Genomic DNA, 15,866 nt, shown 5'->3' with positions numbered 1-15,866 from the left:
TGAAGACTAAAATTTGACATTTTGAATGCACCAGTAAAAACGAATCAATCTTATACTCGTTATTTCAGTTTGTCACCCTCTGGGGATTCAGGCTACATCTTAGCGCTGGACTTAGGTACAACAGGCAACCGCGCCTTTGTGTTTAACACAGACGGCAAGATTGTTGGGCAGGCATATAAAGAACTAACTCAGTATTATCCTCAGCCCGGATGGTTAGAACATGATCCTCAACAAATTTGGCAGGATACGTGTTGGGTGATGCAAACCGCAATTGAGAATGCCCAAATTGCTCCATCAGCGATCGCAGCCTTGGGACTAACTGTGCAGCGTGAAACCTGTTTGATTTGGGACAAAACTACTGGTAAACCACTCCATAGAGCGATAGTCTGGCAAGATCGCCGCACTGCTCCCCTTTGCCACCAATTACAACAGCAAGGCTACGCTCAAGAAATTTACGATCGCACCGGATTAATCATCGATGCCTACTTTTCTGCGACTAAGCTCAGGTGGCTATTAGACAAGTTTACAGATGTTGACCTGAAGAATATCTTAGCAGGTACTATTGATACCTGGGTGCTATGGAACCTTACAGGTGGCATCCATGCTACTGATCACAGCAACGCCAGCCGAACAATGTTGATGAATCTCCAAACCTGTGAGTGGGATGAAAATTTACTTAAACTATTTCAGATACCGGCGCATATTTTGCCCCAAATTCAGCCGAGTTTAGGAGTATTTGGAGTTACTGATGGTAGTTTGTTGGGCGCTGAAATTCCGATTACTGCCATCTTGGGGGATCAACAAGCGGCTCTATTTGGTCATGGCTGCGTAGGCGTAGCCCGTCGTAGACATCGCCCCGGTTTAATGAAATGTACTTATGGGACTGGTAGCTTTTTAGTAGCTCATACAGGCGATCAAATTGTGCGTTCGCACCATCAACTTATATCTACGGTGGCATGGACACAAGCAAATCAGAAAGGAACTTTAGATGTAGGCTATGCCTTAGAAGGTAGTATGTTTACTAGTGGAGCTTGTATCCAATGGTTACGCGATCGCTTGAAGCTGATTAAAACTGCTGCCGAAAGTGAAGCGATGGCAAATCAGGTAATAGATAATGGCGGAGTCTACTTTGTGCCTGCATTTAGTGGGCTGGGCGCACCCTACTGGGATATGAGCGCTAGGGGAGCCTTTTTCGGCATTACCGCCAGTGTACAACCAGAGCATTTAGTTCGCGCCGTGTTGGAAGCGATCGCTTATCAAGTTCTGGAAGTAGTACAGGCGATTAATGCATCTAGCAGTACTCCAGTTGGGCGATTAACCGTAGATGGTGGTGCTTGCGAGAATAATTTTCTGATGCAGTTCCAAGCTGATGTATTAGGTATTCCAGTTGAACGTCCGGTAATGCGCGATACGACTGTTCAAGGTGCAGCATTTGCAGCAGGTTTAGCTGTAGGATTTTGGGAGAGCTATCAAGTACTGGTGCAGCAACGGCAAATTGAGCGTGTGTTTGAGCCGAGGAGCGAGGCCCCATTGTCCAACTTTCCTACTTGGCAAAAGGCAGTGAAACGCACTCTCGCTTGGGAGGAGTAGCCCTAGTTCGGAGTAAGTCCTATAATTACGAATTACGCAAATAAGAGACTTTACCAAATCCGCCTCCTCCAGGAGTTTCTATCACAAAAACATCCCCAGGTTTCATCTCTACTGTTGCTGTGCTGTCTAAATTCTCTTCAATTCCATTCTGACGTTGTATCCAATTGCGTCCGACAAGTCCAGCTTCTCCACCATTTAATCCAAAGGGAGGAACAACTCGATGGCCAGAGAGAATATTAGCTGTCATCGATTCTAGAAAACGGATGCGGCGGACAACTCCATTACCACCGGAATATTGCCCTTTACCACCGCTATCGGCACGAAGATTAAAGCTTTCTAAAAGTACAGGATAACGGGTTTCTAAAACTTCTGGATCGGTCAAACGGGAGTTAGTCATGTGAGAATGAACACCATCAGTTCCATCAAAACCAATTCCTGCCCCAGAACCGCCGCAGATTGTTTCATAATATTGATATTGCTCATTACCAAAAGTAAAATTATTCATCGTTCCTTGAGAAGCAGCCATGATACCCAAAGCGCCATATAAAGCATCGACAATGGTTTGAGAAGTTTCGACATTACCCGCTACTACTGCTGCTGGATAAGTTGGATTCAGCATACAGCCAACCGGAATAATAATTTCTAGAGGGTTAAGACACCCGGCATTAAGTGGAATATTATCATCAACCAAAGTCCGAAAGACATATAAAACTGCTGCTTGAGTTACAGCTTTAGGAGCATTAAAATTACTATTTAATTGCTCAGAAGTTCCAGTAAAATCAATGGTAGCACTACGAGTTTCTGGATGAATCGTCACTTTAACTTGAATTCGTGCCTGATTATCCATTTCATATACAAATGATCCATCCTTGAGAAGATTTATAGCCTTTCTCACCGACTCCTCAGCATTAGCTTGTACAAACTTCATATAAGCTTGAACAGTATCAACCCCGTATTGGAAAACCATTTTACGAAGTTCTTGTACTCCCCGTTCATTTGCGGCAATTTGTGCTTTAAAATCAGCAATATTTTGGTCAGGGTTACGAGCAGGATAAGTATGATTTGAAAGGTGCTGTCTTACTGCCGATTCTTGAAAATTGCCTTCTTCAACTAAGAGAAAATTATCAAAAATAATTCCTTCCTCTTCTACTGTATTACTCTGCGGAGGCATTGAACCTGGAGTAATTCCACCGATATCTGCTTGGTGTCCACGAGAAGCAACAAAAAAGAGGGGAGTAGGGAATGGGGAATAGGGAGTAGGGAAGGGAGTATTTTCACGACTTTCTAGAAAAACAGGGGTAATTGCAGTTACGTCGGGAAGGTGGGTTCCGCCATTATAGGGGTTATTAGATAGATAGACATTTCCTGGTTTTAGGGTGTCGCGTTTTTCGTTAATTAAACTGCGGACACTTTCGCTCATTGAGCCTAAATGTACAGGAATATGGGGAGCATTAGCAACTAATAATCCAGATGAGTCAAAAATAGCGCAGGAGAAATCCAGCCTTTCTTTGATATTTACTGATGCAGCTGTGTTTTGGAGAACAATTCCCATTTGTTCTGCAATAAATTGATAGAGATTTTTGAAGATTTCTAAGCGGATGGGATCGGGTTGAGAGCGTATTTCCGAAGGAAGAGAAGAAAAGTTTAACATTGAAAATCTCCTAATAATTTTCAGAAAGTAAGTAGGTTTGCTTAATGAAATTAAACTTTAAAGCTTTATGCAAGACGTTGTAAAATTAAATGATTACTTTCAGTTAATATTGCTTGCCAGTTAGATTCAACTACAATTGTGCTAATTTTTTCGACAACGATCGCAGGCCCATTAATACTATCTTCTGGTTGTAAATCTTCTCGTCGGTAAACAGGCGTATCATACCATCTGTCAGCAGTAAACATCTTTACTGTTTCAACGGCTTCGATGGCTCCACCTATAGAACGTGTACGAGTAATTAAGGGTTCTTCGGGAGTCTCCATTTTGTGAATTACTTCTACTGAAACGGATTCGACAATTAAAGTTTTATCTAATTGAATGAAACCATAACGAGATTTATGTTCATCCTCAAATTGTTGCCGCATCAATACCACATCATCACCAAAGTTAACGGTTAAAGTAGAGTTAGTTCCTTCATATTTTAAGTTGACTTTTTTTACTATTTCTGTTTGAGCATTAGCTTCATTTATTTCACTTCTAGCTTGAACTTTTAAATATTCCATTAACTGGTGTAATTTAGGAATTAATGCTTGGGTTAAAGGCTGTTCTACTCCTCCTTCTCTAATCGCCCTGACATCAGCTAATCCCATTCCATAAGCAGAAAGAACACCAGCATAAGGGTGAAGAAATATCTTTTTCATTCCCAAAGTATCAGCAATTAAACAAGCAACTTGTCCACCTGCACCGCCAAAACAACAAAGCACATATTGGCTGACATCATAACCCCGTTGCAGACTGATTTTTTTAATTGCGTTCGCCATATTTTCGACTGCGATCGCAATAAATCCAGCCGCTACTTGTTCAGGAGTAGAATGATTTAATGTAGCGGCTTGAATATGTTGGGCTAATTGTGTAAACTGCTGAATTACAGTATCTTTATCTAAAGGTAAATTCCCATCAATTCCAAAAACCGAGGGAAAATATTGTGGGTGGATTTTGCCTAACATGACATTAGCATCAGTAACCGCTAATGGCCCTCCACGTCGGTAACAAGCAGGGCCAGGATTTGAACCAGCAGATTTAGGGCCGACACGATAACTAGAACCATCAAAAAACAGAATTGAACCGCCTCCAGCCGCAATGGTATTAATTGCTAATACCGGAACTCGCATCCGCGCCCCAGCAATTTCTGAATCTAGTTGTCGTTCATACTCTCTTTTAAAGTGGGCGACATCTGTACTTGTCCCTCCCATATCAAAGGTAATAACTAACTCAAAACCTGCTCTTTTACTAGTTTGAACTGCACCGACAATACCTCCAGCCGGGCCACTCAAAATACTATCTTTGCCTTGAAATTGTTCGGCTGCAACTAAACCGCCGTCAGATTTCATAAACATTAATTTTACTCTAGGTAGCTGACTCGCTATTTGGTTGACATAGCGACGGAGAATCGGAGTTAAATAAGCATCGACTACAGTTGTATCTCCTCGGCTGACTAATTTCATTAACGGACTAACTTGATGAGATACAGATATTTGTGTAAAGCCGATTGTTTGGGCGATTTTGGCTATTTTTTGTTCGTGTTCAGGATAGCGATCGCTGTGCATAAAAACAATAGCACAACTCCGAATTCCTGTGTTGTAAACTGCTTGTAAGTCATTTTTTACTTGTTCAATATTTACAGGGGTTAATTCATTGCCATGAGCATCATAACGTTCATCAATCTCAATCACTTGCTCATAAAGCATCGTTGGTAAAATGATATGACGAGCAAAGATATTAGGACGGTTTTGGTAGCCAATTCGTAGTGCATCTTTAAAGCCTTTGGTGATGAAAAGAACGACGCGATCGCCTTTCCTTTCTAACAGGGCATTTGTTGCTACTGTTGTCCCCATTTTTACTACTTCTATTGCTTCACTAGGAATAGTTTCGTTGCTGGAAATACCCATGATATCCCGAATTGCTTGGATGGCTGCATCTTCATATTGTTCGGGATTTTCTGAAAGCAGCTTGTAGACTATAATCCATTGCTGATTAGCTAGAGAAACAATTAAAAAACGTTCAGGATTTCTTGAGAGTCTGTCTATAATTCCTTGATTATTAGTAACAGCAACAATATCTGTGAATGTACCACCCCGATCTGCAAAAAACTTTAACATAATTCTGTTTACTCAACGCTATACATGTAGCATAACAATGGGTTATGAAGTCTTTCTACTTCAAGTGTGAAATATTTTTCTACAGATGTGAAACTTAGATATAGTCAATTAGCTAGGAAAGATAAATATTAAATTGTCCACTGCCATTTAGACTTTTGTGCATTCCATTTTACAGCTACTATTTCTGCTGGGGGATTGATGCGATCGCCATTTTTTTCAAATTGGATAATCCCTGTAACTCCTTTAACTTGTTTTTTGTCTTCTTTGAAATATTTATTCATACATATCAGTAAAGATTGACTATCTGAAATGTCAAATTGCTCTAAAATTCTCATAATTATTAACACTGAATCGAAAGCTGTTGCACTACGCCATGTTAAGTTTTCTTCTCCCCATAATTGAGTGCCTAGTTGACAAAACTTTTGCCCTAGTTGATTTTCACTATTGCACCCATTTGTTTTGCTGTGCCAATGCCAAGGAACACAAGCTATAATTTGACAGTCATTTTTATTTACCAAATTATACTGATTTTGCTCATCAATCCAATGTAAAACATTCTCATGGTAAAAAGTTGCTGAACCAGCTATTAGACAGTTATTGATTTTTAATCTACTAATCAGTCCAGCATTATCGAGGGAATTAGGTTCAATTCCTCCATCAGGAATTATGATAATAATATCAACGCCATTCTGTTTAATATCTTCTAGATAAGCTTGAATCTGATAATATTTTTCGCTAATATAACTACATTCTTTGAGAAAAATAAACTTTTCACTATATTGCTCTAAACAGGTTTTGATAGTATTTCTGTATGAAGTGCTATAACTACTATTTTTATTATAGATAATAGCTACTTTTTGAATATTTTTACCGGGCAATCTTTCTGTCAAGTAATGAGCTAACTGTGTGGCATTTATGCTATCTTGAGTAGTCAGTCTAAAAAAGGATAAGCTTTCACCCCCAGATAAATGAGAAAGTTCATTAGATGTACTACTAGAGGTTACTAAAATTAGTCCATTTTGAGAATATAACTGTAGTGCCTTTTTAGTCATTTCACTTGAATAGTGACCGATGATAGAAATCAGGTTTAATTGTGGCGCTAAATTGGCTAAATTCTCTGCTGTTTGGCTATATGGTGCATATAAATTATTAGGATCATTGACAATTAAAATTTTGCAGGCTATTTGACTATCTGTATTATTTAGAGTAAAAAACTTATCGGGTTTTATCTCATCTAAATTTATCTCTTTTTCTAGTGAAATTTTATCAAAGCTTTGAAGATTTACTTGAAGTTGAATTTGAGCAATACCTCTTAAAATTTCAGATGCAACATGACCTTGATTATGATAAAATGGCACAACTACAGCCAAAGTATAAATCTTAATTTTTTTCTCTCGTAAAAGAGATTTTTTATATTCGATTAAGCAGTTATTAATATAAATTAAAACTTCTGGATTTCCTGTACCATAAATTTCTATTTCTTTTTTCCAAGCCCAAACAAAGCACTTTAATGCTTGATAATAAAGTCCTTGCTGATAAAATTTATTACCTTGTATCTGTAACTCAACAATATCTTGATTTGGGGGATAAAGAAAAATTTGTCTGCCAAAACTACCTTGAAAGTTATCATTGTTTAATTGAGGAGCAGTCTGCAATTTATATCCATTATTAGGATGAAGTAAGAAATTAAGCAGCTTAACCCACTTATTAGCTATCTGTTCTTGGTCAATTTGCATCAGTTCAGCTATTCTGGGATAAATATTCTTACTCAGCCTATCTCTAATTTGTTGGTCAGATAAATTAAATATTGTAGCGATATCTTCTCGATAGTGTCCTAATAGAGATTGACAAATAATTTCCTTGTCAATTTCACTGATTTGCTTTCTATTTGAAGCTGTCTCTAATTTCTGAAAGAAAAGGTCAATATTAATATTTAGCTGTTCTATAACCTGTTGGCAGTTTTGACACACCATAATTATCTATCATCTTTTTTCAAAATGATAGTCTAATTTTTAACTTAGGTGATCCTATGGGTGTCGAACTAATTTCTATGTATGTTGACAATTAGATAGCTTGCTGGTTTAGCGGAATTACAATTACAAGAAAAAAAATGAGTGGCAAATTAATTGTATTTGAAGGGGTGGAAGGCTGTGGTAAAACCAGCCAAATGCAGCTTTGTTCTGAGTGGTTAGAAAGTCTAGGTGTTTCTGTGGTTGTGACTCGTGAACCAGGAGGAACAGAGTTAGGCTTACATCTTCGCCGCTTGCTATTAGAGAAGGCAGAGGATAAACCAGTTGCACAAGTGACAGAACTTTTGTTGTATGCTGCTGACAGGTCGCAACACGTTGAACAAGAACTCAAGCCAAATCTAGCAGCAGGGAAATATATTTTATGCGATCGCTACACTGACTCTACCATTGCTTACCAAGGATATGGTCGCGGTCAAAACATGAGTTTAATCAATCAGCTTAATCATATTGCCACTGCTGGTTTAGAGAGTGACTTAACTATTTGGCTAGATGTTGATGTCGAAGTAGGACTAGCCCGTAAACTCTTAGATGGAATAGGGTTAGACCGCATTGAACAAGAAACAATCGCTTTTCATCGCCGCGTTCAGCAAGGATACACAGAGTTAGCAGCATCCTATCCCTCAAGAATTGTGCGGGTAGATGGCAGCTTGAGTAAAGAAGCTGTACAACAAGTAATTCAAGGAATTTTGCGCGTCCACTTGAAGGAGTTACCATAGGCATCACCTCAAATTTTGAAGGTAAAATTTTTTAAAGTGTCTACTTAACTGTCCTTGCATCCTTGGTTTAAATAGTCAGCTTTCAGATTTTTCAACCAGGTTTTAGGACTCAAAATGACTACTTTCTTAGATGATAAAGTTTCCCAAAAGCCCAAATCACTCCTATAGCAGTTCATTGTTAAGCTGTTCCACAAATAAACTTGCATAAGCTGGGCGGGCAGGATGCCCACCCCACAAGAGTTATATTTAATAAGGGTTATGCAAGCTTATTTGTTTTTAGCTTATTAGTCATTTACAAAGGACAAATGACTAATGACCAATGACAAATGACTAACTATTTACCCCGCTTAACTTCAAATCCCCGTAACCCTTCCGGTTTTTCATACTCAACCACAACATCTTTAACTACAGCAGCAGGCGGCCCAGAGTGACACCAGCGAACCATATCATCTACAACATCTCGCGCCCCTTCAAAGACTGCCTCTACCCGATTATCAGGGAGATTCCGCACCCAGCCGGTTAATCCCAACTGGCTAGCTGTATCCACAGTAGAATAGCGGTAGCCCACACCTTGGACTCGGCCAGAAATGAATACATGGGCGCGGATGATCTTTGGCAGTGCTGTGGAATTCTGCATAAACTGGTCTAATGTTTACGATTCCAGTCTACCTAGTTTGTGTATACACAAGCTATTTTTAACTCCAACTTGCGAAATTAATCCCGGTTTTCGCCATCGCCGTCATTGCTGCGATGTTTGTACTGGCGATCGCTATTATCTCATTCTTCATCACATTGTTTCTTTGCCACCGACTATTCTCCTATTCCCATAATTTTCCTCCTGAGTTAGCGAATCTTCTTATTTAAAGCCACTTTAGTAGTTTGTCTAATGCTTGTAGCGGATAAATCTTCCAGCAGGTGTAGATAAAAATAAAATTATCCCGAACTTTGGCAGTGCCGCAAAGTAGTGATAAAGTATTTTTCAATACCTACTAACTGTAGTGAATTTAATTAATCACTAGTCAGTTTTTCAACTTGGAATTTTGAATTGCTTATGTCTAACCTGCCACCACTCAATACAGAAACAATTTGGGCAATTCTTGACGAAAAACTTGATGATGCCACAGTTAACAAATTGCTATGGCATTATTTAGGCTATCGCTTTGACTCATCAATTGCACAATGGGACACTAGCCAAGTTGCACCAGAATGGCAAGATGAGTCCCCACAACCACCAGATTTCATTGAATCTCGCCCTGCAATAGTCAAGTTGACTCGTTCTATTCCGGCTGAAAATAAACAAATGCTCAAGGAAAAACTCGGTTTCAAAGGTTACAAAATTGGAGAATTTGGGCCTCGGCAAACTCGCAGGGCGACAGCAGCAAATTGGTTGTTAAGTTATCTGCAACAAACTAACGAGATTGAGTAATCTATACAGCAGATATTTATGAATAACTATTCTAGTTTGGCTTAATATCTGCTAATTAATAACTTAATAAAAATTTTTAACCATTATTAAACATTAGTATTATAGGTAGTAAGTGTACTAAATATAATCTGGATATTAGTTAAAAAATAAATTTTATAAACAGTCAGAAATAGGCAAAAAGTAGTTATTTTTATAAAACTTTTATAAACTCATCCTTAAGATAGAAGCGCTAGTTATAGAATTATTTCTCTAGAGCGATTTGGAAATTTAATTGAGTATCCGAGAATACTTATATTAACCCTTGGTATTACAAACAGTTCTATGGCAAAGCCAATTGAATTTAATTTATTTGCACCTTACAACAAAGGAGCCGCATTAATTGGTTCTTTTTCTGATTGGCAAGAAATTCCAATGGAAAAAGGTGATGATGGTTATTTTCGTACAAGTGTTGAACTAGAAGACGGCGCTTATAATTATAAATTTCGCATCCAGTCAAATTCATGGTTTTTTGAACCAGAACAATGGGTTGATGTTACAGACCCTTATGTAACTGATATAGATGAACAGAGTGGAAAAGATGATGGTGTTATCCGGGTCAAAAATGGTGAAAGGATTACCGATACATACCTTTGGCAACATGATGATAAACCTTTACCTGCTGACCACGAATTAGTAATTTATGAATTGCATGTGGGTGATTTTTCTGGTGGCGAGGATGACCCTTATGCACGAGGCAAATATAAACACGTCATTGAAAAGTTAGATTATCTATGCGAACTAGGAATCAACGCTATTGAGTTGATGCCACTTAAAGAATATCCTGGTGATTATAGTTGGGGTTATAACCCGCGCCACTTCTTTGCAACAGAATCTAGTTATGGTTCTACTGCTGATTTGAAAAAATTGATTGATGAGTGTCATGGTAAAGGTATTCGTGTAATTCTGGACGGTATTTATAACCACTCAGAAGCATCTGCTCCTTTAACACAAATTGACCACGATTATTGGTATCATCACGAACCTCGTGACCCTGATAATAACTGGGGACCTGAATTTAATTATGAACATTATGACGAAAAATTAGATATTCATCCAGCGTGGAAATTTATTGGTGAAACAATCCGTTTTTGGATATCAGAATATCATCTTGATGGTATTCGCTATGATGCGGCGCGGCAAATTGCTAACTACGACTTCATGCACTGGATTGTTCAGGAAGCCAAAAAAACTGCTAGCATGAAGCCTTTTTACAATGTTGCCGAACACATTCCTGAAACTACCAGCATTACCAATGTAGACGGGCCAATGGATGGTTGCTGGCATGATAGTTTCTATCATTGCATTCTAGAACATATCTGCGGTGATACATTTGATTTAGAGCGTCTCAAAGATGTCATTGACTGCAAGCGCCAAGGCTTCTTGGGTGCCACCAATGTAGTAAATTACCTCACCAACCACGATCATAACCATGTCATGGTAGAACTGGGGAACCGTGAGATTTTTAACGAAGAAGCCTTTAGGCGGGCTAAATTAGGAGTAGCCATCCTAATGACTGCTGTTGGCGTACCTTTGATTTGGATGGGAGAAGAATTTGGTGAGTACAAACCTAAACAACCTGAATCATCCAAAATCGATTGGACGCTATTAGGTAATGATTTAAATCGTAGTTTATTTGATTCATACAAAGGCTTAACCAATCTGCGTAAAAGCAATCAAGCCCTTTACACAGAAAATATTGATTTTATCCACGAAAATCCAGAGACAAAAGTATTAGCTTATACTCGTTGGAATGACGAAGGTTCTCGTGTAGTCGTAATTGCAAATTTCTCAGAAAACTTCCTAGCTGACTATCATGTTACTAACTTTCCTAGCGCTGGTAAATGGCACGAGTGGACAGCCAATTATGATGTCGAAGCTGGTGACGATGGCATCATAACTGAGTTGGGGCCATACGAAGCCAAAGTGTTTGTATGGCACTAATTATATACACTACTACTGAGGCGGTAGCCCAATAGTAGATAAAAAAGGGGAAAATATTTCCCCTTTTTCAGTTATTACCTTATTCACCCACAATTTAGTGATAAATTTGTCAAGTAAAAAATAAGCTTATATCGTAAGTTCAAGGGTTTAAGAACCTACAATCTATATGTAGCAACAGTTTCAGTCGGGGTTTAAATCCCCATCTGAAATGTCTGTAATTTTAAATTTTGAATTTTGAATTGTTAACATTGCATTGGCTGTGTTACAATTTTGAGTTAAAGTGCGTATATCAAATTGCCAGAGCATCCCCATGCACAACAAATTATTTAATAGTAATATCGATAATATTAATATTGAGAACGACCGCATTTTATTAACTCCCAATGAAGTTAAATCAAAATTACCTTTAACACAATTAGCCGAGCAAAGAGTTTTAGCATATAGGCAGGAAATAGAGCAGATCCTAGATTTTCAAGATCGGCGAAAATTTATAGTAGTTGGGCCATGCTCAATCCACGACACAAAAGCAGCGCTCGAATATTCCCAAAGGTTGAAAAGATTGGCCGAGCAAGTCCAGGATAAGCTGCTACTAATTATGCGAGTGTATTTTGAAAAACCAAGAACAACCGTAGGCTGGAAAGGATTAATTAACGATCCAGATATGGATGATTCTTTCCATGTAGAGAATGGTTTATTAATTGCACGGGATCTATTATTAAAAATTACAGAATTGGGATTACCTGCTGGTACAGAAGCACTAGATCCAATTATACCTCAGTATATAAGTGAACTAATTTCATGGTCTGCCATTGGCGCACGTACCACCGAATCACAAACTCACCGCGAAATGGCAAGTGGACTTTCCATGCCTGTGGGTTTTAAAAACGGTACTGACGGCAATATTCAAGTAGCTTTGAATGCCCTACAATCAGCTAGAAACCCGCATAATTTTATCGGAATTAATCAAAACGGACAGGTCAGCGTCTTTCAAACTAAAGGTAATGGCTACGGTCACGTAATTTTAAGGGGTGGTAGTCAGCCTAACTTTGATCCGGCAAATGTCAAACTGGTAGAAGAGAAATTAAAACAGGCAGATTTACCACCCAGAATTGTTATTGACTGTAGCCACGGCAATACCAATAAAGATTACAAATTACAAGGTGCTGTCTTAGAAAATATTATTCAGCAAATAGTAGATGGTAATACATCAATAGTTGGCATGATGCTGGAATCGCATTTGTATGAAGGTAGTCAAGCAATTACTGCTAAACAAGAATTAAAATATGGGATTTCTGTAACTGATAAATGTATTGGCTGGGAAGAAACCGAAAAAATTATTTTGGCTGCTCACGAAAAACTTAAATAGATACCATAGTCTAGGTTTTCAGAGGCTTTGAATGTTACTCCCCAACGCTAGTGGGGCTTGTCATTACCTATATATGACAATCCCCCCTTCGTTTTTATCCGCCTCGCAATAATAGAATTCCAAGGCTAATATATAGGCCGATCGCAGATTGGGAAGCTTGGTTACATAATCAGTTGGGGTGAGCAAGCGATCGCTATTACCTAAAGGAAAGGCGATCGCATATCATTTAATTCGCTCTAGCAGCACCTCATACCCAACTGAATTCTGAGTGCTTCTGGGTGGGGGTAGGCTAAAGCCAAGGAAATCTATTAAGCCTGTAATGCCTTAAACCACTTATTCAAAACTGTGCTGATGGTTTTCTTAATCTGATGATTACGGCTCCACTTTTGGAATGCGATTTCATACTCTTCGCCTTTCATTTGAAAGGTATTCCAGATATCCAGTCCTAGAGGCAATCCGCAGAATAGCAAAATGTACACCGACCAAGAAATTCCGCCACCAGTGATTAAATTTAGCAGTATAAAAAAGCCATTGAAAACTGCATAATTTCCTAGACGCTTTTGAAATCTTCTGATGCGGTAAGCGTCAAAAGCCTTTCGTTGTTGAACTTGTCCCTGTTGTACTAGCCAATCGCGTTCTGCTAATTTTAAAGACTCAGGTGAAATTTCTAACTCAGCAGCAATTTCTAATATCTGCTCATAAGAAAATTCTGTATCTTTGTCGTCAGCTTGACGAGCGATCGCTAATTGCAGAATTTGTTGGACATCATCTTGGCTATAAGAGCGAAGGCTCTTGGGTTCAAATGTCGTCATAATTCTTTCTCTTATATTACTTTTAATAGAAATTTGCTGCCCGATAAATTTTAAGCAGCTACTCCAGTACTATTTCCATTATTCTTAGATTAGCAAATCTATTAGTCATTGGTCATTAGTCATTAGTCATTGGTCACTTGTACTGAGCGACTTGTGCCAAGCTTTGCCGAGGTAAGCCGAAGTATTAGTCATTAGTCAAGAGTTACTCTCCCCTGCCTCCCGCCCACTCCGTACTCCCCAGTCCCCACTCCCCACCAATATAAAGACTCTCCAAATATCCAGATATTATTAAGATGCAGCAGAGGATAATAACGAAGTAACAAGCAGTAAGAAGGATATAACTCAATGGTTGACGAAAATGGATCGATTCGTACCCTATCGGTAGATATTGGCGGTAGTGGCGTGAAGGCTATGGTTTTGGATATTACGGGGAATCCTGTAACGGAAAGAGCGCGTTTAGATACACCCCAACCTGCTACACCAGAGGTTGTAATTAATGCAATTGTTGTGTTAGCAGCATCTCTTGGTGAATTTCATCGCGTTTCGGTCGGTTTTCCCGGTGTGGTGCGGTGTGGAGTCACAGAAACTGCGGTAAACTTACATCCAGATTGGATCGGATTTGATTTGGAAACAGCATTATTAAAACACTTAAACAAGCCTGTACGCGTAATTAATGATGCAGATATGCAGGGGTTTGGAGCGATCGCAGGTAAAGGTGTGGAATTGGTGATTACTTTGGGTACAGGGTTTGGTTCAGCTTTATTTGTGGATGGTAAGCTGGTGGCGAATATGGAAATGGGGCATCATCCGTTTCGCAAAGGAGAGACTTTTGAGCAGCAGTTGGGGCGTGCAGAGTTAGAAAAAATTGGTGAGAAAAGATGGAATAGGCGTTTAGAAAAGGCGATCGCATCCTTGCAACATCTATTCAATTATGATTACCTTTACATTGGTGGCGGTGAAGCCGTGAGAGTGAATTTAGAGCTACCGTTAAATGTAAAACTCATCCCCAATATCGCTGGTTTATTAGGCGGTATTGCTTTGTGGCGAGATGAGAAAAGGTAAAAAATTTTTCAGTATCCACAACTGGGCGTACTAAGCGATGTCTAAGGGCGGCATATTGTCGCACTTTTTATTAAGGTGCTTGTTTCTGAATATTTAAAAATGATATAAAAATTAACACAGCTTAGGCAAAATAATCGCACAGACATTTATGTGTCAGCGGCCTTGTGTAATTTTTTCATGCAGTAATCTAAATTATAGTTAAAATTTAAGACTGTGCAACAACGTTGTAGGCTTTTATTTTATTCAGGTTAAATTATGCGTTTTCCAAGAATACGACAAAGAAGTAAAATGAATTAAAATGACTGAAATTGGCCTGATGATGACGGACGTGTTAACAATAAGACAAGCATCTGGAGCCAATTTGCCAGAGCAGCAATTAGTTCAGATGGAGAATGACGTAAACCAGTCAAAACAAAGTCAGTTAGAGATAACTGCTCAAGTCACACCACCTGAATTCATGCAGACAGATGTGATTTATCAAGCTTATCCTTCTGCGATCGCACCAGAAAAAAAACATATACTTAAGAAAATCAGCAAAAAGAATCCAAGACTAGCTTCTTCTAGCTTAGGTGAATCTAATAAGTATTCTCACTCTGGAGGTAAAGTTGGTACAAAGGCTACAGGACAGTTCCAGAAGTTTAGTAGCCAACCTCTACCGACTCTTTATTTCGGTAGTTCTGGTATTGCTGTCAGAGCCTTGCAACAGCTATTAGTGGCTAACGGTTATGCCGTCAGAGTTGATGGGATTTATGGCGCACTGACAGAGACAGCCGTTAAAGCCTTTCAAAATCAGCAGAATTTAGCAACCGATGGAGTAGTTGGTCAACAAACCTGGCGGGCGTTGACAATTTAGTTAGGAGTTATATCGTGTCCGGTTAAAGACTTATCATTAAGACTGCAAGAGGGCAGTTCTTGCTGGGGGAAAGAGGGTTTTCCAATTTTTGCACAGATGTGCTAACTGTAACTAATTAGCCGGACATGATATTAGGAGTTATAAAACTTCCTATTATTCATTATTCCTGATTCATTTATGAAAATCTAAGAGAAAATTACTTTTGTAAATTAGTAAGAATG

12 protein-coding genes are annotated in these 15,866 nt (G+C 38.9%); 7 read left to right on the top strand and 5 right to left on the bottom strand.

Annotated features, from left to right (window positions below; translation table 11 throughout):
* The first annotated feature begins 69 nt into the window (after positions 1-69).
* A complete protein-coding gene (gene glpK, locus V7K32_RS10330) occupies positions 70-1,590 on the top strand; it encodes a glycerol kinase GlpK (RefSeq protein WP_334992775.1) in 1,521 nt (506 codons plus the stop codon).
* Positions 1,591-1,615: 25 nt separating this feature from the next.
* On the opposite strand, the gene V7K32_RS10325 is transcribed toward glpK, so the two are convergent.
* The 3 genes from V7K32_RS10325 to V7K32_RS10315 all read right to left on the bottom strand — a co-directional run bounded on the left by V7K32_RS10325 (position 1,616) and on the right by V7K32_RS10315 (position 7,373).
* Positions 1,616-3,241, bottom strand: a complete 1,626-nt coding sequence (locus V7K32_RS10325; RefSeq protein WP_334992763.1) for a hydantoinase B/oxoprolinase family protein — start codon at positions 3,239-3,241, stop codon at positions 1,616-1,618.
* Positions 3,242-3,306: 65 nt separating this feature from the next.
* Positions 3,307-5,400 carry a hydantoinase/oxoprolinase family protein gene (locus V7K32_RS10320; RefSeq protein WP_334992761.1) on the bottom strand — a complete coding sequence of 698 codons (2,094 nt, stop codon included), beginning with the start codon at positions 5,398-5,400 and terminating at the stop codon, positions 3,307-3,309.
* A 128-nt stretch (positions 5,401-5,528) separates the two neighbouring features.
* Entirely contained in the window at positions 5,529-7,373 is a 1,845-nt protein-coding gene (locus V7K32_RS10315) for a hypothetical protein (protein WP_334992759.1), read from the bottom strand.
* Positions 7,374-7,510: 137 nt separating this feature from the next.
* On the opposite strand from V7K32_RS10315, the gene tmk reads away from it, so the two are divergent.
* Positions 7,511-8,146 carry a dTMP kinase gene (gene tmk, locus V7K32_RS10310; RefSeq protein WP_334992757.1) on the top strand — a complete coding sequence of 212 codons (636 nt, stop codon included), beginning with the start codon at positions 7,511-7,513 and terminating at the stop codon, positions 8,144-8,146.
* Positions 8,147-8,480: 334 nt separating this feature from the next.
* Here tmk and V7K32_RS10305 read toward each other — a convergent pair whose 3' ends face one another.
* Positions 8,481-8,783 (bottom strand): acylphosphatase, encoded by a 303-nt coding sequence (locus V7K32_RS10305; RefSeq protein WP_334992755.1) that lies wholly within the window; start codon positions 8,781-8,783, stop codon positions 8,481-8,483.
* Positions 8,784-9,197: 414 nt separating this feature from the next.
* Between V7K32_RS10305 and V7K32_RS10300 the strand changes: the two genes are divergently transcribed.
* The 3 genes from V7K32_RS10300 to V7K32_RS10290 all read left to right on the top strand — a co-directional run bounded on the left by V7K32_RS10300 (position 9,198) and on the right by V7K32_RS10290 (position 12,918).
* The gene (locus tag V7K32_RS10300; RefSeq protein ID WP_334992753.1) at positions 9,198-9,572 is read left to right on the top strand and encodes a DUF1823 family protein; all 375 of its coding nucleotides are present in this window, start codon (positions 9,198-9,200) and stop codon (positions 9,570-9,572) included.
* A 306-nt stretch (positions 9,573-9,878) separates the two neighbouring features.
* Complete coding sequence (locus V7K32_RS10295) at positions 9,879-11,552, top strand: alpha-amylase family glycosyl hydrolase (protein WP_334992773.1); 1,674 nt, start codon at positions 9,879-9,881, stop codon at positions 11,550-11,552.
* Between the two features lie 310 nt (positions 11,553-11,862).
* A complete protein-coding gene (locus V7K32_RS10290) occupies positions 11,863-12,918 on the top strand; it encodes a 3-deoxy-7-phosphoheptulonate synthase (RefSeq protein ID WP_334992751.1) in 1,056 nt (351 codons plus the stop codon).
* A 308-nt stretch (positions 12,919-13,226) separates the two neighbouring features.
* Here the strand turns inward: V7K32_RS10290 and V7K32_RS10285 are convergent, their stop codons facing one another.
* Positions 13,227-13,730, bottom strand: a complete 504-nt coding sequence (locus tag V7K32_RS10285; protein WP_334992749.1) for a 2TM domain-containing protein — start codon at positions 13,728-13,730, stop codon at positions 13,227-13,229.
* Between the two features lie 345 nt (positions 13,731-14,075).
* Here V7K32_RS10285 and V7K32_RS10280 point away from each other — a divergent pair, with 345 nt between their 5' ends.
* Positions 14,076-14,792 (top strand): ROK family protein, encoded by a 717-nt coding sequence (locus V7K32_RS10280; protein ID WP_334992747.1) that lies wholly within the window; start codon positions 14,076-14,078, stop codon positions 14,790-14,792.
* A 298-nt stretch (positions 14,793-15,090) separates the two neighbouring features.
* On the top strand, positions 15,091-15,645 hold the full coding sequence (locus tag V7K32_RS10275) for a peptidoglycan-binding domain-containing protein (protein WP_334992745.1): 555 nt from the start codon (positions 15,091-15,093) through the stop codon (positions 15,643-15,645).
* Positions 15,646-15,866 lie beyond the last annotated feature (221 nt).

It is taken from the genome of Nostoc sp. (genome assembly GCF_036917635.1).
GTDB lineage: Bacteria > Cyanobacteriota > Cyanobacteriia > Cyanobacteriales > Nostocaceae > Nostoc.
This window is presented reverse-complemented; position numbering and strand designations above follow the sequence as displayed.